Raw genomic sequence first — 18,184 nt, 5'->3', positions numbered from 1 at the left:
CAGGCTCATCGGGGCGCCCCGGACAGCACCTGGGGCCGGGTCTCGTACATCCGCACGGCGACCAGCAGCCCCGACGCGACGGTGAGCGCGGCCACGGCCCATACCGCGGCCCGGATGCCGAAGGCGTCGGCGAGCAGACCGGCGGCCAGCGCGCCGACCGCGAACCCCCCGTCGCGCCAGAGCCGGTACACCCCCACCGAGCGGGCCCGCCACGCCGGATGCGCGACGTCGCCGACCGCGGCCAGCAGCGTCGGATACACCATCGCGGTCCCGGCGCCCAGCAGCACCGCGGCCAGCGCCCACACCCCGAACGAGTCGCCCTCCGCGACCAGGACGAGTGCGCCGCCCTGCAGGAGCATCCCGCCGGTGATCAGTGGTTTGCGGCCGGTCCGGTCCGACAGCGCCCCGGTCACCAGCTGCCCGAGCCCCCACACCGCGGGATAGAGCGCGGCGAGCACCCCGATCTGGGCGACGGAGAGCCCGGCGGCGGCGAACAGCACCGGGAACAGACCCCAGGCCAGACCGTCGTTGAGGTTGTTGACCATCCCGGCCTGGCTGGCCGCGGACAGGGCGGGCTCCCGGAAGCTGGTCTGGACGAAGACCTTCCGGTTGGTGAGCTCGGCATGCAGGTGGTCGTGGCGCCCGTCCGGGCGGGCGGTATGGGTGGCGGCCTCGAGCCGGGCGTGCCCGCTGGTCTCGCGCACCACCAGCGTGGACAGGCCCAACCCGAGAGCGGCGAAGGCGATGCCGAGATAGAACGGCTCGGGACGCAGCCCGTAGCGCGCGGCGAGGTAGCCGGTGGCCAGGGCGGTCGCTGCGACGGCGAGGTAGCCGGCGGCTTCGTTGAGTCCCATGGCCAGCCCGCGGCGTCGCGGGCCGACCAGGTCGATCTTCATGATGACGGTGGTGGACCAGGCGAGGCCCTGGTTGATCCCGAGCAGCACGTTGGCCGCGATCACCCAGCCCCAGCTCGGCGCCCAGATCAGCAGCAGCGGTACCGGCACCCCGAACAGCCATCCGGCGACGAGCACCGGTTTACGGCCGAACCGATCGCAGAGCGTCCCGGCGACGTAGTTGGTGGCGGCCTTGGTGGCGCCGAAGGCGAGGATGAACGTCAGCGCGGCCGTGTAGGCGGTGAGCCCGAACGCCCGGTCGGCCAGCAGCGGAAGCACGGTGCGTTCCTGCCCCAGCATCCCGCCGACCAGTGCGTTCACGGCGACGAGCAGGACGAACTGGGCCAGGTTGGCCCGCAGGCCCAGCCGGATACGGCCTCCGGTGGTCACGATCCGGTCTCCAGCGCCCGCCCGGCGGCCCGGGACCAGTCGTCCGGGCCGCCGACCAGGACGGCGAGGCCGTGATGGTCGGCCCGCTCCAGCACGCTCGCCGCGCCGGCGGCGCGTTCCCCGTGCCCGCACATGACCACGGTGGGCGCGTCGGGGAGCCGGTCCGCCGCCGCCTCCAGGGCGCCGAGCTCGACGTGCCGGGCCCCGGGCAGGTGCCCGCCGGCGAACTCCGGGCGCTGCCGCACGTCGAGCACGGCGCGAGAGCCGATCTCGTGCGCGCCGACCAGCTCGGTGCGGGCTGTCGGTAGCCCGGCCGCCGCCCACGCGTCCATCCCACCGGCGAGTTCTCCGGCGAGACGCTCATGGCCGATCTTGACCGCCTGCCAGAAGATCTCCTCGGCGTCCTGGTCCCGGTCCCGCACGATCACCAGGGGAGTGTCGGCCGGCACGAGCCAGCCCAGCCAGGTGGCGAACTGGTCGCGCAACGGGATCGACAGCGTGCCGGGGACATGTCCGGCGGCCCAGCTCGGGACCGGGCGGACGTCGACGACGAGCGCCCCCTGCGCCTGCAGCCGGCCGACCTCGGCCACCGGCAGCGGGACCAGCGGTCCGGCGTCGGGGGCCCGTAGCACGCGGGGGCCGCGCCGGTTCTGCTCGGCGAGCCGGCGGAAGTACGGGGGGTAGCTACCCAGCGAGCCGATCAGCGTTTCGACGAACGCGTCGGCGTCGGGGGCCTGCAGCAGCGGGTTCGACGCGATCTCCCGGCCGATCGTGGAGGTGCGTTCCACACCCGGTGGGGCCGAGCAGAACGAGCCGGCGCCGTGGGTGGGCCACACCGCGGTCTGCGGGGGCAGCGTCGTGAGCCGGTGCACCGAGCGGTACTGGGCACGGGCGAGCTCCTCGGCCCGTTCCTGCCCGAGCAGGTCCGTGCGCGCGGCCGACCCGACGATCAGCGACCCGCCGGTGAACACCCCGCACGGGGTGTCGCCGTCGAGCAGCAGGAACGCGAGGTGCTCGTCGGTGTGACCCGGTGTGGCCAGGGCGGCGAGCAGCAGGCCGCCGAGGTCGACCCGCTCGCCGTCGACCAGCCCGCGGTGCGGGAACTCGCGGCGACCAGCGGCCGAGGCGAACACCTGCGCCCCGTCGTCGTGGGCCAGTTGTACGGCGCCGGAGAGGAAGTCGGCGTGCAGGTGGGTGTCGGCGGCGAACCGGATCGCAAGTCCGTGCCGCTCGGCCGCGGCGCGGACCCCGCGCAGGTCCCGGGGCGGGTCCACCACGAGCGCGTCGCCGTCGCCGAGGTCGACGACGTAGCTGGAGTTGCCCAGCCCCTCGTCCACCACGGGGATCGGCCGCACGGATGGTTCGGTCATCGATCTCACCTCCGGCTGCGGGCGAGGAAGGGGACGGCATTCCCGGGGCCCACTTTTCAAGCGATGACTTGAGGATGCTGCCGGTCGGGCGGCGAGAATGTCAAGTATTCGTTTGAACTTGACAGGATGGCGGCTCCGGCCGACGATCGCCGCATGGGCGATCGCGCGGCGAAGGACACGCTGTTCTCGGCGTTCGCCGAGGTGGCGGGGGCGTTGGGGTCGGGCCGTCGGGTCGAGATCATCGACCTGCTGGCTCAGGGTGAACGCTCGGTGGAGGAGGTCGCCGACCAGATCGGGCAGTCCGTCGCCAACACCTCGCACCACCTGCGCACGCTCGCGCGCGCCGGACTCGTCCGCACCCGCCGGGACGGGACCCGCATCTACTACGCGCTCGCCGGCGAGCGGGTGCACGAGCTGTGGGCGGCGGTGCGCGCGGTCGCCGAGGAGCACTCCGCGGGCCTGGACCGGCTCGCCCGGGCCTACCTCGGGAACCGTGGTGAGCTCGAGGCGGTCGACCGGGGCACGCTCGTCGAACGGATGCGCCGCGGCGAGGTGCTCGTCGTGGACGTCCGTCCGGCCGCGGAGTACGCCGCCGGGCATATCGAGGGCGCCCGGTCGGTGCCCATCACCGAGTTGCCCATCACCGAGCTGCACCGACGGCTGCGCACGCTGCCCGAGGACACCGAGATCGTCGCCTACTGCCGCGGCCCGTACTGCGTCTACGCCGACGAGGCGGTCCGCTGGATGCGCGATCACGGCCTGCGCGCGGCGCGTCTGGAAGACGGCTTCCCGGAGTGGAAGCGGAAGGGTCTGCCGGTCGCCGTCGGCGCCGCCTAATGGGACCTGCCGGGGCCGCCCGCCGGCCGGACCACCCTTGTCCCTCATCCGGTCGATTGATATGAAGAAACATATCAATCGGGCGGGGGAGGTCTCATGGCTCAGGCGCTGCGGGGTCCGGAGAGCGACGCGACGCTCGGGTACCAGCCCGGCTTCGGGAACCACCACGTCACGGAGGCGGTGGCCGGGGCGCTGCCCGTCGGCCGCAACTCACCACAGCGGCCGCCGATGGGTCTTTACGCCGAGCAGATCAGCGGGAGCGCGTTCACCCAGGTCCGGGGGTCCAACCGGCGCAGCTGGGTCTACCGCATCCGTCCCTCCGCGGCTCACCCCGAGTTCCAGCGGACCGACAACCGGGACCTTCGGTCGGCGCCGTTCGGCGAGACCGTGCCATCGCCCAACCGGCTGCGCTGGGGTGTCCTCCCGCTGCCCGAGGAGCCGACGGACTTCATCGACGGCCTGTTCACCATCGCGGGCAATGGCGACACCCTGACCCACGCCGGGATCGCGGTGCATCTCTACCGGGCCAACCGCAGCATGGCCGACCGCTACTTCGTCGACGCGGACGGCGAGCTGTTGCTGGTCCCGCAGCTGGGCCGGCTGCTGGTGCACACCGAGTTCGGCAGGCTGGGCATCGGCCCGACCGAGATGGCGGTGGTGCCCCGGGGTATCCGCTTCCGGGTCGAGCTGCTCGATCCGGCGGCCCGCGGCTACGTCTGCGAGAACTACGGTGCGCCGTTCCGGCTGCCCGAGCGCGGCCCGATCGGGGCCAACGGCCTGGCGAACGAACGCGACTTCCTCGCCCCCCAGGCGGCCTACGAGGACCTCGAGGCGCCGGTCCAGGTCGTGCAGAAGTTCGGCGGCAACCTCTGGGCCGCCGACTACGACCACTCGCCGTTGGACGTCGTGGCCTGGCACGGGAACTACTCGCCCTACAAGTACGACCTGACGCGGTTCAACACGATCGGCACCATCAGCTTCGACCACCCCGACCCGTCGATCTTCACGGTCCTCACCTCGCCGACCGAGACGCCGGGGCTGGCCAACGCCGACTTCGTGATCTTCCCGCCGCGCTGGCTGGTCGGCGAGGACACCTTCCGGCCGCCGTGGTTCCACCGCAATGTGATGAGCGAGTTCATGGGACTGGTGCACGGGGTCTACGACGCGAAGGCGGAGGGCTTCGTCCCGGGCGGGGCGAGCCTGCACAACACGTTCACCTCGCACGGGCCCGACGCCGAGACATTCGTGCGGGCGAGCGCCGCCGAGTTGACACCGCAGAAGATCGACGACACGCTCGCGTTCATGTTCGAGAGCCGGTGGGCGCTCGTGCCGACCCGCGGTGCCCTGGACGCCGAGCACCGCCAGCGCGACTACGACGCCGCCTGGAGCGGCCTCGAGCGCCGGTTCCCCCGTCGGTGACCGTTCCCGAGACGAGCATCACGGCGATGCTCAGCCCACTTCCCTCACCGGTCTCGGGGCGGTTGCCGGTCTGGTACCAGGTCAGCCAGAGCCTGCGGGCCTACATCGTGCACCGCAGCACCGACGAGCCCACGCGGCTGCCCACGGAGGCGTCGCTGGCCCGCTACTACCGGGTCAGCGTGGCGACGGTGCGCCAGGCGTTGTCGACCCTGGAGGCGGAGGGTCTCGTCTCGCGGCACCGCCGCCGGGGCACGTTCATCAACCCGCGGGCGCACGAGCCTCGGCCGCTGCGGTTCCTCGGGACCGCGGACACGGTGGTCGCGCAGCAGGTCAGCGAGGAGTCGCGGCTGCTGGGCCGCGGCGCGGGACCGGTCCCGGCCGTATTCGCCGCGGCGTTCGGGGACGACGCCGAGGTCGCGGTGTTCCGGCGGCTGCGCTACGAGAACGGGGAACCGGTCAGCTACGCGGAGAACTTCATCCCGGTCCACTACGCCGAGCGCATCCTCGATGAGGATCTCGCCTGCGCGCCGATGACCGAGGTGCTGCGCGACCGGGTGGGCCTGGAGCTCGGGCGGATCGACAACGTCCTGCAGGCCCAGCGCTCGACGCCGCACCTGGCGGGCCTGCTCGGGACCGAGCCCGATGAGCCCATCCTGCTCTCGACGAACCTCACCTTCGACACGGACGGGCAGGTCGTGGACGCCGCGCTGATCCACTACCGGGGCGACCGGTTCCGCTTCGCGCTGTCGCTCGAGCTCGCCTGATCGTCCCGCTCGGCGCGTACCGCGGCGATCTGCTCGTCGGAGAGCCGGCGCATGCGGGTGAACAGCTCGAGGAACAGCCGCAGCTGCTCGTCGTCGTAGCCCGCGAGCAGCTCCGCCCAGCCGGTGGCGACCGATTCGTAGCGGGCCCCGATCTCACCGAGCCGCTCCGGCACCGCCGCGACGTGCACCCGGCGGCGGTCGTGCGGGTCGGGCTCGCGCCGGACGAACCCGGCCTTGAGCAGCCGATCGACGACCCGGGTGACGCCGCCGGTGGTGAGCCCCGTGCGGGTCGCGAGCTCGCCCGCGGTGACGGCACCGGACTCCTGAAGCACCGCAAGGCATTGCAGGTCCGTGGCGCCCAGCCCGACCTGGGCGGCGACCGCCTGATGGAACAGCACCCCACGGGCCATGACCTGCCGGACCACCCGCTGGATGTCGACGAGCAGCTCGGCGCGCCCCGGCGCTTCTCTTGACATCTATTCACTTCCTCGCGCAGTATCTGACAGAAGAAGATACTTCTGTTGTCAGGCAGATTTTAGGAGCGCGGGGATGTCCCTCCGAAGCGACATGCTGAACCTGCGGGAACGGACGGGGCCGGGCCGGACCGGGTTGCTCGTGGCGACGATCGGTGCACCGGCCGCGGTGCTGAGCTGGGTCGTCGACGGGGCCACCCGGCCGGGGTACGACGCGTGGCGTCACCAGGTCAGCCATCTTGCGCTGGGGGAGCGCGGCTGGCTGGGGAGTGCCGAGATCGCGCTGGCCGGCCTGGCGGTGCTGGGCGGCGCCGCCGGCCTGCGATGCACGCCCACGGCCGGCCCGTGGGTGCCGCGGCTGCTCGCGCTCACCGGCGCGGCGCTGCTGGCGGCGGCGGTGTTCCCGATCGACCCCGGCCAGGGCTACCCGCCGGGGGCCGAGGCCGTCCGGAGCTGGCACGGAACGCTGCACGACGCCGCCGGACTCGCGGTGTTCGCCGGGTTGACCGCCGCCGCGGCCGTGGCTTCGCGCCGGAGGCCGAAGCGCACGGCCTGGTCGCGGGTCTCGGCCGCGGTCGCGGTCGTCGTCCCGGTGAGCTGGCTCGTCGGCGCCGTCCTCACCGGCCTGGACTTCGCGGGTGTCTGGCCCGCCCCGCCGTCCGGGCTGTGCGAACGCATCGCGCTGGCGACCGGCCTGCTCTGGGTGGCGGGCGGCTGCGGTCGGGCCCTCCTTCGTGGGCCCGATCAGGCCGCGTAGTAGTCGTTGCCCCGGGAGAACTCGACGAACGTGCAGGGCACGTCGCCCACGGTCCACGCGTCGTGGCCCGGCGGCAACAGCATCACCTGGCCCGCGGAGAAGTCCTCCTCGCTGCCGTCGTCCATCACGACGCGCAACGTCCCGGCCAGCACGAGCGCGACATGCGGCAGCACGCAGCTGTCCGTGCCCGCGTACTCCTTGAGATCCACCGACCAGCGCGCACCCACGTCGAAGGTCACCCGGGTGACATCGACACCGTCGAGCTGCGCCGTGCGCTTGCTGATCTTGCCGTGCACATCGGGCGCGATCTCGTCGAACGACGCCTTCTGCATTGCTGTGTTGTAGGACGGCAACTCATGACCTCCGCGGGTTCGGACTATGGCGATCTGACGCTAGTCGGCCGGGGCCGCCGGGGCAGCCGCCATCGGCAGGAGCCTGTGCCGACAGCCGCCGTCAGGCGGTGCCGATGTCGCGCCCGCGGATACCGGTCAGACCGGCGGCGACGAGGGCCGTCGCGAGCACCGTCAGCCCGGCGAGTGGTGCGAGGTCCAGTGGCTCGCCGGGCAGCGCGGGAACCCACTCCAGCGGCGAGAGCCGCATCGCCCACCCGGGCAGATCCAGCAGCACGCCGAACATGCCCACGAGCAGCGCGTAGCCGAGGACGGCCCAGGCCAGCGCGGACAGCCGCGGCGCCAGCCCGACCAGCGCCGCGGCGATCCCGGCGATCACGAGCACGGCGGGCAGGAAGGCCAGGCAGGCGCCGGTCATGACGGCGACGAGGCGCCCGTCGCCGAGGGTGAGGGCCGCCGCGATGCCGGTGGCCAGCCCACCCGCCAGCAGCAGCAGGGTCGAACCCGCGAGCGTCACCAGCAGCCCACCGGCCAGCCAGCGCACGCGACCGGCCGACGCGGCCAGCAGCGGCTCGACCCGGCCCGCGGTCTCCTCCGCGCGCAGCCGCAGCACCGAGGTCACCGCGAAGGCGGCGCTGCCCAGCGCGAGATAGGTCAGCATCCTGGCCAGGAACGCGTCGGTCAGATCTCGGGTGGCGCCTGCGGCGAGGAAGGCGGACAGCTGCGCGTTGTCCGCCACGGCATCGAGGACCGCATCGGCGAGCGAGCCGAAGGTGACCCCGGTGAGCGCCAGCCCGACCGCCCATCCGGTGAACGTGCCGCGCTGGAGCCGCGCGGTCAGGGCGGTCGCTCCCGACAGCAGCGGAGACGCGCCCGCTGCCCCCGTGCGCGGTGGCCGAAGGCCGGCACCGAGGTCGCGGCGCCCGGCGAGCCGGTGGGCGAGCCCGGTCGCGACGACGATCAGCGTGACCGACAGCAGCAGCGGCCACCAGCGCAGCTCGACGAACGCGCGGGTCTGCTGCGCCCAGGCGATCGGGGAGAACCAGGACAGCAGGCTTCCGCCGGGCTCGGCGATGTCCCCGACGCCGCGCACGACGGCGGCGACGCCGAGCAGCCCCAGCGCAGCGCCCGACGCCGCCCGGGTGTGCTCGCTGAGCTGCGCCGTGACCCCGGCGACTGCGGCCAGAACCATCCCGGTCAGGCCGACCCCGACCGCGAACGCCAGCGAATCCGGGCCGGGCAGCCCGATCGCGGCCAGGCCGGCGACGGTCACCGCGACGATCGCCGCGTTGGCCAGCGCGGCGAGGACCAGCGCGGCGGCGAGATGGGCGCGGTGGCCGACCACGCAGGCCCGCACGAGCTCGGCGCGGCCGGACTCCTCCTCGGTGCGGGTGTGACGCACCACGAGCAGAACCGACATGATCGCGACCGCGATCATCAGTGTCAGGCCCATCTCGTTCGCGAGCATCGCGCCCAGCGTGTAGTCGTCGCGTCCGAAGCCCGGCCCGCCCAGTATGACGGCGGCGGGGTTCTCCATCAGCGTGGCGCGGGCCTGCCGATCGGCGGCGGTGGGATAGACGGTGTCCAGCGCCGTGGCTGTGTAGATCGGGAGCACCCCGACGGCGAGCACCCAGAGCGTGAGCCGTAGGCGGTCGCGGCGCAGCGCGAGGCGGACCAGCGCGCCGGTGCCGGCGAGTGCGTCGGCACCGCTCGTCGGGTGGAGCGCGCCCGGGGTGGGGGTTGCCGACGCCGTCGCGGTCATCGCGCACCGGCCCGGTCGGCCACGGCGAGGTCGTCGCCGTAGTGGCGCAGGAACAGCTCCTCCAGCGACGGCGGGGCGCTGACCAGACTGCGCAGACCCAGCTGGGACAGCTCGTGCATGACCTCGCCGAGATGGTCGTTGTCGAGATCGAAGCTGACCCGCTCGCCGTCGATCCGCAGGTCGTGCACCCCGGCCAGCCGGGCGAGCGGCGCCGGGTCGGCGATGGTGACGGCGGTGACCGTGCTGCGGGTGAGATGACGCAGCTCGGTGAGGGTCCCCGACTGCACGGTCCGCCCGTTGCGGATGATCGTGACCCGGTCGCAGAGCTTCTCGACCTCGGCGAGGATGTGACTGGACAGCAGCACCGAGCGGCCCGCCGCCTTCGCCTCGCCGATGCACCGGGTGAACACCGACTCCATCAGCGGGTCCAGCCCCGAGGTCGGCTCGTCGAGGATCAGCAGCTCGACGTCGGCGGCGAGCGCGGCGACCAGCGCGACCTTCTGCCGGTTGCCCTTGGAGTAGGTGCGGGCCTTCTTCGTCGGGTCCAGCTCGAAGCGTTCCAGCAGCTCGGCCTTGCGCGCGGGGTCGAGCCCCCCGCGCAGCCGCCCGAGCAGGTCGATCGCCTCGCCGCCGGTGAGGGTGGGCCAGAGGCTGACGTCGCCGGGCACGTAGGCCAGGCGGCGGTGCAGCGCCACGGCGTCGGCCCACGGGTCGCCGCCGAGCAGGCGGACGGTGCCCGCGTCGGCGCGCAGCAGGCTGAGCAGGATCCGGATGGTGGTGGACTTTCCGGCGCCGTTGGGGCCGAGGAACCCGACCACCTGACCCGACGGGACGGTCAGGTCCAGGCCGTCGAGGGCTCGGACGCCGCCGAAGGACTTGGTGAGGCCGCGGACCTCGATGGCGGATGCGGCCGTGGCGCTGGGCGCGATCGATGCGGACATGGCTGACCTCGGGGGTACGTCGGAACGGGACATGCCGGGGGGGGGGGGGGTGGGTCACCGCCGCGGCGGGTCCGGGACGTACATGAGGTAGGAGTCGAGCATCGTGCGGTCGGTCAGCAGACCCTCGGTGTAGATCTCGAGCGCGGGGACGGCTGTCAGGGCGGTGAGCTCGCGTATCGTCGCCGCGTAGTCGCCGCCGACCGGCGGATGCAGGCGGACGTGCAGCAGCAGGGCGCCGACGCCGGCCAGCACCAGGTAGCGGGCTCGCGCCGCCGGGTCGCGGCTGGGGCGGACCGTGCCCGCCGCGACGCCGGCGGCCAGGTAGGCCTCGGCGTCGGCGATCATCTGGTCCAGGAAGGCCGTCGCCAGGGCGCCGCCGGTCAGCATGCTCTGCACGATGTAGGCGACGAGCGGGGCGAACTCCTGCACCGCCGCGAGCTGGGCGAGCAGATCGGGTGCGCTGCCCGAGGCCAGGGCCGTGCTTTTGGACTCGCGGATCGCCCGCAGCACGTGCTCGTCGCAGGCGGCCCGCAGCCCGTCCTTCGACCCGAAGTGATGGATCACCAGCCCGGGGCTCACCCCTGCCTGCTCTGCGATGGCCCGGACCGACGCGCCCACCCCGTCCACGCCGATCCGGTGGATCGCGGCGTCGCGGATTCGTGCGCGCGTCGTCAGGTCCGCCGCGGCCTCCGACGCCCGAGCTGAACCCATGTTCAGGAGTTTAAACGCGTGTTCAGCTCGACGTCAATCACTCGGGGTGCGTGGCGGCGGCGAAGCGAGCCTGCGCGTCGGCCCAGTTGACGACGTTCCACCAGGCCTTGACGTAGTCCGGTTTCACGTTCTTGTACTGCAGGTAGAACGCGTGCTCCCACATGTCCAGCAGGACCAGCGGGCGCTGCCCGGCCGGCAGGTTGGCCTGATGGTCGTAGACCTGATGGACGAGCAGTCGCCGGCCGAGGGAGTCCCAGGTGAGCATCGCCCACCCCGAGCCCTGGATCGTGGTGGCGACGGCGGTGAAATGCGCGCGGAACGCCTCGAAGGAGCCGAATCCGTCGTCGATCGCGGCGGCGAGCTCTCCGGTGGGCTTGTCGCCGCCGTCCGGTGACATGTTGGGCCAGAAGATCGCATGGTTGACGTGCCCGCCCAGGTTGAACGCGAGAGTCTTCTCCAGTCCGACGATCGCGTCGAAGTCGCCGCCCTCGCGGGCCTCGGCGAGCTTGGTGAGCGTGGCGTTGGCGCCGTTGACGTAGGCCTGGTGATGTTTGCCGTGGTGTAGTTCCATGACCTCGGGCGCGATGTGCGGGGCGAGCGCGCCGTAGTCGTAGGGCAGATCGGGAAGTGAGTACACGGGCACGGGATCCCTCCAGCTTCGAACTCTGTTGCAGCTATCTTGCAACAACATATCGATCGCACTGTCGGGGTGGTCGGCGACGTCCGGACGATCGAGCGGCCGTCGGCGCCCGTCTTTCGGGGGAGGGGGCCGCTTCTCGGTGGCGAGGTGTCCCGGAACCGGGTCAGTTGTTCGCACACCCGGCCGCGGGTGCTCGACGATGGTCCGATTTTGAAACAGCAGGGGCCGCGGACCGCCACTAGCTTCAGTCGCGCCAGAGGGTGGGTGCACCCAATCGATGGAGGTTGCGATGAAGGCACTGGTCTACCACGGTCCGGGCGAGAAGGCATGGGAGGACGTGCCCGACGCGACGGTCAAGGACCCGACCGACGTGGTCGTACGAGTGGACACGACGACGATCTGCGGCACCGATCTGCACATCCTGCAGGGCGATGTCGCCGCGGTGACCGACGGGCGGATCCTCGGCCACGAGGCGGTGGGCACGATCACCGAGGTCGGCGACGCGGTGAAGGGGTTCAAGGTCGGGGACCGGGTTCTTGTCCCGGCGATCACCAAATGCGGCCGGTGCGAGTACTGCCAGCGCGGGATGCCGTCGCACTGCCAGACGGTGGGCGGTATCGGCTGGATCTTCGGCCACCTGATCGACGGAACGCAGGCCGAGCTCGTCCGCGTCCCGTACGCGGACACCTCGCTGTACGCGGTACCCGACTCGGTCACCAACGAGCAGGCGATCTTCCTTGCGGACTCGCTGCCCACCGGCTATGAGGTCGGGGTGCTGGCCGGGAACGTGCGCCCCGGCGACACCGTCGCCGTGGTGGGGGCCGGCGCCGTCGGTCTCGCGGCGATCCTGACGACCGGGCTGTGGGGGGCATCGAAGGTCATCGCGATCGACTCGAACAAGTTCCGTCTCGAAAAGGCGCTGGAGTTCGGTGCCACCGACGCCGTCGAGGTCGGCCCCAGCACCGTCGCCGACGTCATCGCGCTCACCGACGGCCTCGGTGTCGACGTCTCGATCGAGGCGGTCGGCTACCCGGAGACGCTGCTGACGGCGGCCTCGCTGGTCCGACCGGGCGGGACGATCGCCAACATCGGCGTGCACGGCACCCCGGTGGAGCTGCCCATGCAGGACATGTGGATCCAGAACGTGACCGTGGCGATGGGCCTGGTGGACACCGTCTCGATCCCGACCCTGCTGAAGATGGTGGGCAGCGGGCGGATCCCGGCCGAGAAGATGGGCACGCACTCGTTCACGTTCGACCAGATGGACGAGGCCTACGACGTCTTCAAGAACGCCGCGGCGAACTCCGCGCTGAAGGTGATCATCACCCCGAGCTGATGCTCGCGACGCCGGCGGGGCCTGCCCCCGCCGGCTCACGCGATGTAGCTGATCCCGAACGCGTCGATCTTCCGGTAGAGCGACGAGCGGGCGATGCCCAGCATCGCGGCGGCCTTGTAGCGGTTGCCCTTCGACTCATACAGCGCCTGGATGATCGCGTCGCATTGCGCGGTCTCCAGCATCGACAGCCGGCGGGCCCGGCCCTGGAAACACAGCTGCGGCAGGTCGGGTGGCTGTACCTCGCCCATCGGCTTGCGGGCCACCACGTAGCGCAGGACGTCCTCGAGCTCGCTGATGTTGCCCGGCCAGGCGTAGCCCTCCAGCACCCGGATCACCTGCAGGCTCAGCCGCAGCGAGCGCCGCCCCGACAGCCGACGCATGATCGCCAACGCCATGTCGCCGATCTCGTCGATCCGATGCCGCAGCGCGGGTATCCGGGTGACCTCGTGGAAATGCCGCAGGAGCAGCCCGTAGGGACGGGTGGCGTCCACCGCGGGCGTGTCGAGGCAACCGACCACCAGCGGCGGTGTCGGCAGCGCCACCAGCGGGCGCAGCTGTTCGTCGAGCCTACGGGCACTCACCGGGTCCAGCGCGTTCAGCCTGTGCAGCAGGACCAGATGCGGGCGGTCGTCGTCGATGTCCGGCAGCCGCAGTCCACCGTCGGTGCTCGCGGCGCTCTCCGTCGTGTTCGCGACCGACGCGCAGTCCACGGTCACCACGCGGCCCGGCGGGAACGCCGTCCGGAACTGGCCCACCAGCAGCGTCCGCTTGCCCACCCCCGGCTCCCCGATCAGCAGATGGTTGCGGCCGTGCCGGATGCTCGCGACCACCGCCTGCTGCGCGCGCAGATACGGTGAGAGCAGCTCCTGGTTGGCCCTGATCCGCGCCGCGGCATGGTCCCGCTCCGCCGGGTTCGCGCGCAGGTCCTTGGCGAAGTCCCGGCGCACCAGCGGCGCGACATGCGAGCCCTGACGGCGAACCGCCTCCGGTTGCTGCACCGGCTCGCGGGACCGGGCCCGCCCACCCCGCAGGACGGCGCCCGCGACCTCCCCGTCGAGCCGGACCGGTTCGATCACGACATCGCCGCACCCGGCCGACGGCAGGTCCACGTGTTTGGCGGAGAAGTCCTGCAACACCAGGCCGGCCAGCACAAGATCATCGAGTACCCGCTGGTCCTCGGCGGCGAGCCTGCGGGCCATCCCGTTGCTCAGCACGTAGTCCCCGTCGGTGGCCACCATCCAACCGCCGTCGTGGCGGTGGCGCTGCAGGGTCTGCAGCATCGCCTGGGTCCGGCGGTGCGGCTCGCCCGCCATCCGCTCGTTGAGCCGATCGGCGAGCATGCGGGCCAGCGGCAGTTGCAGTGCGCTGTGCTCGGCGTCATGGCAGACCACGGCGACGACCCCGCACACCGTGTGATTCTGCGGGTCCGTGACGAGTGCGGCCGCGGCGCTGAGGCAGGTCAGCTGCGAGTGGTAATGCTCGGCCCCGCTGATCGCGGTGTCCCGCAGCTCGTGCAGCGCGATCGACACCGCGGTGGTGCCGACCGTCCGCTCGGCATGGCCGTAGCCGGGCACCAGCAGGAGGCCGTCGAGCAGCCGGGCGAGCGAGGCGTCACAGTCGCGGCGGACCTGCACGATCCCCGAGGTGTCGAACAGGATGATCGAACAGCCTATGTCGCCGTGGCCGGTCGCGAACTCCTCGAACACGGCATCGGAGCATCGGACCGACAGGGGAACGTCGCGGTGGTGACCCAGGAAGCGGGCCTCGATCCGATCGGGGTTCACATCGTGACGCCGGGAGCGCTCCCACGACGCGGCGACCTCGGCGCGGACGACATCCCCGGCGAACAGGCCGAGACCCGCTGTGAGGTAGCTCCGGCGGGCGGCCTCGATGTCGACGGCTCGTCGCGTCACGGTGGTCAGCTTAGGTGGCGGCCGGGGCCGAACGCAGTGTCCGGTGCCTCCAGCGTTGCCTCACACCCCTTCCGCCGCGACGAGCAGATCCGACCTGATCCTAGAATCGTCGCTGGCGTCGCTAGGGGCCGAACGATCACGAGGAGGCGCACGTGACGGAAGTCGTGAACTCGGCGTCCATGGCGTCGTTGCTGATGGAGCGCAGCCTGGACGACCCCGAGCTGGCGGCCGCCACGGCGGCGACGCCGGACACCCCCGTCCTGCCCGACGTGACCGTGCTCAAGATCGGTGGCCAGAGTGTCATGGATCGGGGCAGGTCTGCGGTGCTGCCCATCGTGGACGAGCTCGTGGACGCCAAGCGGACCCACACGTTGCTCATCGGGACCGGCGGTGGCACCCGGGCGCGGCACGTGTATTCGCTCGCCGCCGAGCTCGGCATGCCTACCGGGGTGCTCAGCGCCGTCGGGCAGGCCGTGGCCGGGCAGAACGCGCAGATGCTCGGCCACCTGATGGCGCGCCACGGGGTGCCCGTCGTCGGTCCCGCGGCGTTCGGGGTCATCGCCCTGCACCTCGCCGAGACCCGCGCGGCGATCTTCCCCGGGATGCCCCCGTACAGCCTGTGGCAGCGTGTCCCCGGCGCGGGTGTCCTTCCGCCCTATCGCACCGACGCGGGCTGCTACCTCGTCGCGGAGACCTACGGATGCAGGCGGATGGTGTTCGTCAAGGACGAGGACGGCCTGTACACCGCCAACCCCAAGACCGACGCGTCGGCGACGTTCATCCCGCGCATCACCGTCGACGAGCTCATCGAGCGTGATCTGCCCGATGTCGTGGTCGAGCGGCCCCTGCTCGAACTCATGCGCACCGCCCGGCACATCCGCGAGATTCAGGTGATCAACGGCCTGCGGCCGGGACTCATCCGCCGGGCGCTCGAGGGTGAGCACGTCGGCACGATCATCTCGGCCGCCTGATCGGCCGGCGAAGGAGCCTGCAACATGACCGAACTCGTGCCGACGAACGCGAAGGATGTCCCGTCCGCGCTGGTCCGTCAGACGTTGCTCGACCGCGAGCTGGTCAAGGCGGTTGAGCGGCCCGTCATCCGGCTGCTGCCGTGGCTGAGGGTCGTCGCCATCGGTGGCCGCTCGATCATGGACCGGGGCCGCGAAGCGGTGCTGCCGGTGGTCGAGGAGCTGCGTTCAGCTCTCGCCGAGCACCGCCTGCTGATCCTGACCGGCGCCGGGGTACGCGGCCGCCACGTCCTGGGGGTCGGCCTCGACCTCGGCCTGCCGACCGGGGTACTCGGCGGGCTGGCGGCCACCGAGGCCGAGCAGAACGCGCACCTCGTGGCCGCACTGCTGGCCGCCGACGGCGTGTCCTATCTGTCGCACGGCACGGTGGCGAACCAGTTGGCCACCCATCTCGCCGCGAGCCCCGCGGTCGTCGCCAACGGTTACCCGCCCTACGGCGTCCACGAGTTCCCGCCGACCGTCGGCAAGATCCCGCCGCACCGCTCGGACGCCGGTGCGTTCCTGCTGGCCGACGCCTACGGTGCCGCACAGCTGATCTACGTCAAGGACGTCGACGGGGTCTGCACCGGCGATCCCGCCACGCGCGAGGGGTTCCTGCCCCAGGTGGGGGCGGGTGAGCTGCTGAGGATGGAGCTGCCCGGGCTGCCGGTCGACCGCATCGTCCTCGAACTGCTGGGGGCCGCCAAGCACGTCACCCAGATCCAGATCGTCAATGGCCTGACCAGCGGAAACATCGGTCGAGCGCTGGCCGGCGAGCACGTCGGCACGATCATCCACGCGGACTGACCACCGGAGCGACCGACCCGTCCGGCGTCCGGACGTGCATCATCTCGGCCCCGGACGACGACTTCGAGACCATGGCCGAGACGCTCGGCGTCCCCATCGGGGACGTCGAGGCGCGCATCGTCGACGGCCGGGCCGCGCTCCCGACGACGCCCACCGAGAAGATCCACAAATGCGAACTCCGGCGGAGCCCGGGCTGAACCCGACAGAGTCTCCGCCGCCGATCACCACGCGGCACTGGTCGCCCACGTCGGGCGGCCCACCTACCCCCGTGGGTGGGTAATGTGCGTACCTTCCTCCGCTCTGCTCCGTTTGGCCTCCCTGAATGCGTGACGCATCAAGGACATACGGAGGATGAATGCGAGCATCTGGTCGCATCGCCGCGGTAGCCGTCGCCGCCGCGATCGCTGCGGGAGGATTGGCCGGCGGAGTCGCCCTCGCGGCCCCGGACCTGCCCGGCCTTCCGGAACTGCCCGTCGCCGGCGCGATCCTCGCGAGCGGGGACGCCGCCGACTGCGCGATGACGCGCACCGGCGAGTACGAGAAGTCCTCGCCGCAGGCGGTGGGTCTCGACCCGGCGAAGGTCAAGGAGGCCATCGGCTACTGGACCTCGCGCGGCTCGGAGACCGTGAAGGTCTTCCGGCACGGCTGCCTCGTCGGGGAGAGCGCCCTCGACCCCGTGCTGGAGCGGGTGCCGCGGCTGAACTGGAGTCAGACCAAGACCGTCTCCGCGCTGATCGCAGGCGTCGCGGAGAAGCAGGGGCTGATCGACGTCGATGCTCCGATCGGTGACTACCTGCCCGAGGGCCTCGGCGACGAGGCGCATCGCGCGATCACGGTGCGCAGCGTGCTGACCATGACGGCCGGTGTCCAGATGAACTGGGCACGGGGACTGAACCTGTTCACCGACATCTCCCGGGCCCGCGAGGCGATGTCGATGACGATCGAGCACGAGCCCGGCGAGTACTACGAGTACGACCAGACCACCCCGTCGGTGCTCAACTACGTCGTCCAGCACGCGATCTGGAAGGCCGAGCCCGGTCTGGACTACCAGGAGTGGGCGCAGCGCGAGTTCTTCAACAAGCTGGGCATCCCGACCTCGGCCTACTGGTGGCAGCGCGACCGCTCGGGCAACACCCTCGGCTACTCCCAGCTCTTCCTGCGGCCGCTGGAGTTCGGCCGGCTCGGCGAGCTGATGCGTAACAACGGCACCTACGACGGCGTGGAGATCATCAACCCGTCGTACATGGAGCAGTTGCACACCGGTACCGAGGCCAACTGCGGCTACGGCTTCCTGACCTGGGTCAACTCCTGCTCGGGTGACGAGACGCAGGTGAACGCCTCGCTGTTCGCCCGCAGGGTGATCACACCCGCCCAGCCGTGGATCGCCTCGGCCCCGTCGGACATGTACTTCAGCTTCGGGCTGCACGGTCAGCACACGTTCGTGATCCCGAGCCTGGACATGGTCGTCACCCGCAGCGGCGAGGCGCAGCCCGACGTGCTGGAGAACACCCCGAACCTCGACGCGGACCCGCTGGTCGGTGCCGCGGTGAAGGAGGGCTACCACAACTTCTTCCGGACCCTGATGAGCGCCGTGACCGACATGCCCGCCGAGGTTCGCGCGTCCATCGCGAACCCGGACGGCCCGTGGACCGGTTCGCCCGACCTGGCGCTCGACCCGGAGACGATCCTCTACCCGATCGACGCCGCCCCCGGCGCCTACCTCGCCGTCGGTGACCAGGCGCCCGAGGGCTGCACGATCGCCGGGTGCGAGAACGACCCGAACGACGGCAGCAGGTGGATCACCGACGTCCCCC

The 18,184-nt window shown here is 71.7% G+C and carries 18 protein-coding genes; 9 read left to right on the top strand and 9 right to left on the bottom strand.

The genetic code is table 11. The annotated features are described in order from the left end of the window. Positions 1-5: 5 nt before the first annotated feature. Complete coding sequence (locus ACFQE5_RS06205) at positions 6-1,286, bottom strand: MFS transporter (RefSeq protein ID WP_379583801.1); 1,281 nt, start codon at positions 1,284-1,286, stop codon at positions 6-8. Then, on the bottom strand, positions 1,280-2,653 hold the full coding sequence (locus ACFQE5_RS06200; RefSeq protein WP_379583777.1) for a rhodanese-like domain-containing protein: 1,374 nt from the start codon (positions 2,651-2,653) through the stop codon (positions 1,280-1,282). Before ACFQE5_RS06200 ends, ACFQE5_RS06205 begins: the two co-directional genes overlap by 7 nt. A gap of 153 nt (positions 2,654-2,806) precedes the next feature. Here ACFQE5_RS06200 and ACFQE5_RS06195 point away from each other — a divergent pair, with 153 nt between their 5' ends. The 3 genes from ACFQE5_RS06195 (at position 2,807) to ACFQE5_RS06185 (ending at position 5,673) form a co-directional block, all read left to right on the top strand. Further along, positions 2,807-3,490, top strand: a complete 684-nt coding sequence (locus ACFQE5_RS06195) for an ArsR/SmtB family transcription factor (protein WP_379583775.1) — start codon at positions 2,807-2,809, stop codon at positions 3,488-3,490. A gap of 96 nt (positions 3,491-3,586) precedes the next feature. Beyond that, positions 3,587-4,909: a homogentisate 1,2-dioxygenase gene (hmgA, locus tag ACFQE5_RS06190; RefSeq protein WP_379583773.1), complete on the top strand. Its 1,323-nt coding sequence runs from the start codon at positions 3,587-3,589 to the stop codon at positions 4,907-4,909. A gap of 26 nt (positions 4,910-4,935) precedes the next feature. After that, complete coding sequence (locus ACFQE5_RS06185; RefSeq protein ID WP_379583771.1) at positions 4,936-5,673, top strand: GntR family transcriptional regulator; 738 nt, start codon at positions 4,936-4,938, stop codon at positions 5,671-5,673. Here the strand turns inward: ACFQE5_RS06185 and ACFQE5_RS06180 are convergent. Beyond that, complete coding sequence (locus ACFQE5_RS06180) at positions 5,625-6,149, bottom strand: MarR family winged helix-turn-helix transcriptional regulator (RefSeq protein ID WP_379583769.1); 525 nt, start codon at positions 6,147-6,149, stop codon at positions 5,625-5,627. The genes ACFQE5_RS06185 and ACFQE5_RS06180 overlap by 49 nt on opposite strands. Positions 6,150-6,222: 73 nt before the next feature. Between ACFQE5_RS06180 and ACFQE5_RS06175 the strand changes: the two genes are divergently transcribed. Next, a complete protein-coding gene (locus ACFQE5_RS06175) occupies positions 6,223-6,903 on the top strand; it encodes a DUF998 domain-containing protein (protein WP_379583767.1) in 681 nt (226 codons plus the stop codon). Here ACFQE5_RS06175 and ACFQE5_RS06170 read toward each other — a convergent pair. From ACFQE5_RS06170 to ACFQE5_RS06150, 5 genes are all read right to left on the bottom strand, one after another. Beyond that, complete coding sequence (locus tag ACFQE5_RS06170) at positions 6,891-7,235, bottom strand: cupin domain-containing protein (protein WP_379583765.1); 345 nt, start codon at positions 7,233-7,235, stop codon at positions 6,891-6,893. The two genes, ACFQE5_RS06175 and ACFQE5_RS06170, sit on opposite strands and share 13 nt — an antisense overlap. 121 nt (positions 7,236-7,356) lie before the next feature. Then, positions 7,357-9,015: an ABC transporter permease gene (locus tag ACFQE5_RS06165; RefSeq protein ID WP_379583763.1), complete on the bottom strand. Its 1,659-nt coding sequence runs from the start codon at positions 9,013-9,015 to the stop codon at positions 7,357-7,359. Continuing rightward, positions 9,012-9,956 (bottom strand): ABC transporter ATP-binding protein, encoded by a 945-nt coding sequence (locus tag ACFQE5_RS06160; RefSeq protein ID WP_379583760.1) that lies wholly within the window; start codon positions 9,954-9,956, stop codon positions 9,012-9,014. Before ACFQE5_RS06160 ends, ACFQE5_RS06165 begins: the two co-directional genes overlap by 4 nt. 54 nt (positions 9,957-10,010) lie before the next feature. Beyond that, complete coding sequence (locus ACFQE5_RS06155; RefSeq protein ID WP_379583758.1) at positions 10,011-10,667, bottom strand: TetR/AcrR family transcriptional regulator; 657 nt, start codon at positions 10,665-10,667, stop codon at positions 10,011-10,013. A gap of 37 nt (positions 10,668-10,704) precedes the next feature. Further along, the gene (locus tag ACFQE5_RS06150) at positions 10,705-11,310 is read right to left on the bottom strand and encodes a superoxide dismutase (RefSeq protein ID WP_379583756.1); all 606 of its coding nucleotides are present in this window, start codon (positions 11,308-11,310) and stop codon (positions 10,705-10,707) included. A gap of 286 nt (positions 11,311-11,596) precedes the next feature. Here ACFQE5_RS06150 and ACFQE5_RS06145 point away from each other — a divergent pair, with 286 nt between their 5' ends. Further along, on the top strand, positions 11,597-12,643 hold the full coding sequence (locus ACFQE5_RS06145; protein ID WP_379583754.1) for an alcohol dehydrogenase catalytic domain-containing protein: 1,047 nt from the start codon (positions 11,597-11,599) through the stop codon (positions 12,641-12,643). Positions 12,644-12,678: 35 nt separating this feature from the next. Here ACFQE5_RS06145 and ACFQE5_RS06140 read toward each other — a convergent pair whose 3' ends face one another. Then, complete coding sequence (locus ACFQE5_RS06140; protein ID WP_379583752.1) at positions 12,679-14,556, bottom strand: helix-turn-helix domain-containing protein; 1,878 nt, start codon at positions 14,554-14,556, stop codon at positions 12,679-12,681. Positions 14,557-14,708: 152 nt separating this feature from the next. On the opposite strand from ACFQE5_RS06140, the gene ACFQE5_RS06135 reads away from it, so the two are divergent. The 4 genes from ACFQE5_RS06135 to ACFQE5_RS06120 all read left to right on the top strand — a co-directional run. Then, positions 14,709-15,527, top strand: a complete 819-nt coding sequence (locus ACFQE5_RS06135) for an amino acid kinase family protein (protein ID WP_379583750.1) — start codon at positions 14,709-14,711, stop codon at positions 15,525-15,527. A 24-nt stretch (positions 15,528-15,551) separates the two neighbouring features. Next, entirely contained in the window at positions 15,552-16,370 is an 819-nt protein-coding gene (locus ACFQE5_RS06130; protein ID WP_379583748.1) for an amino acid kinase family protein, read from the top strand. Between the two features lie 71 nt (positions 16,371-16,441). Continuing rightward, a complete protein-coding gene (locus ACFQE5_RS06125; RefSeq protein ID WP_379583746.1) occupies positions 16,442-16,567 on the top strand; it encodes a hypothetical protein in 126 nt (41 codons plus the stop codon). 158 nt (positions 16,568-16,725) lie between these two features. After that, positions 16,726-18,184: serine hydrolase domain-containing protein (locus ACFQE5_RS06120; RefSeq protein WP_379583744.1), on the top strand; the 1,459-nt coding region annotated here is incomplete at its 3' end.

Origin of the sequence: Pseudonocardia hispaniensis (assembly GCF_042658695.1) — a bacterium.
Taxonomy (GTDB): Bacteria; Actinomycetota; Actinomycetes; order Mycobacteriales; family Pseudonocardiaceae; genus Pseudonocardia; species Pseudonocardia hispaniensis.
The sequence above is the reverse complement of the archived record's forward strand: the minus strand, read 5'-3'. Positions and strand labels throughout refer to the sequence as shown.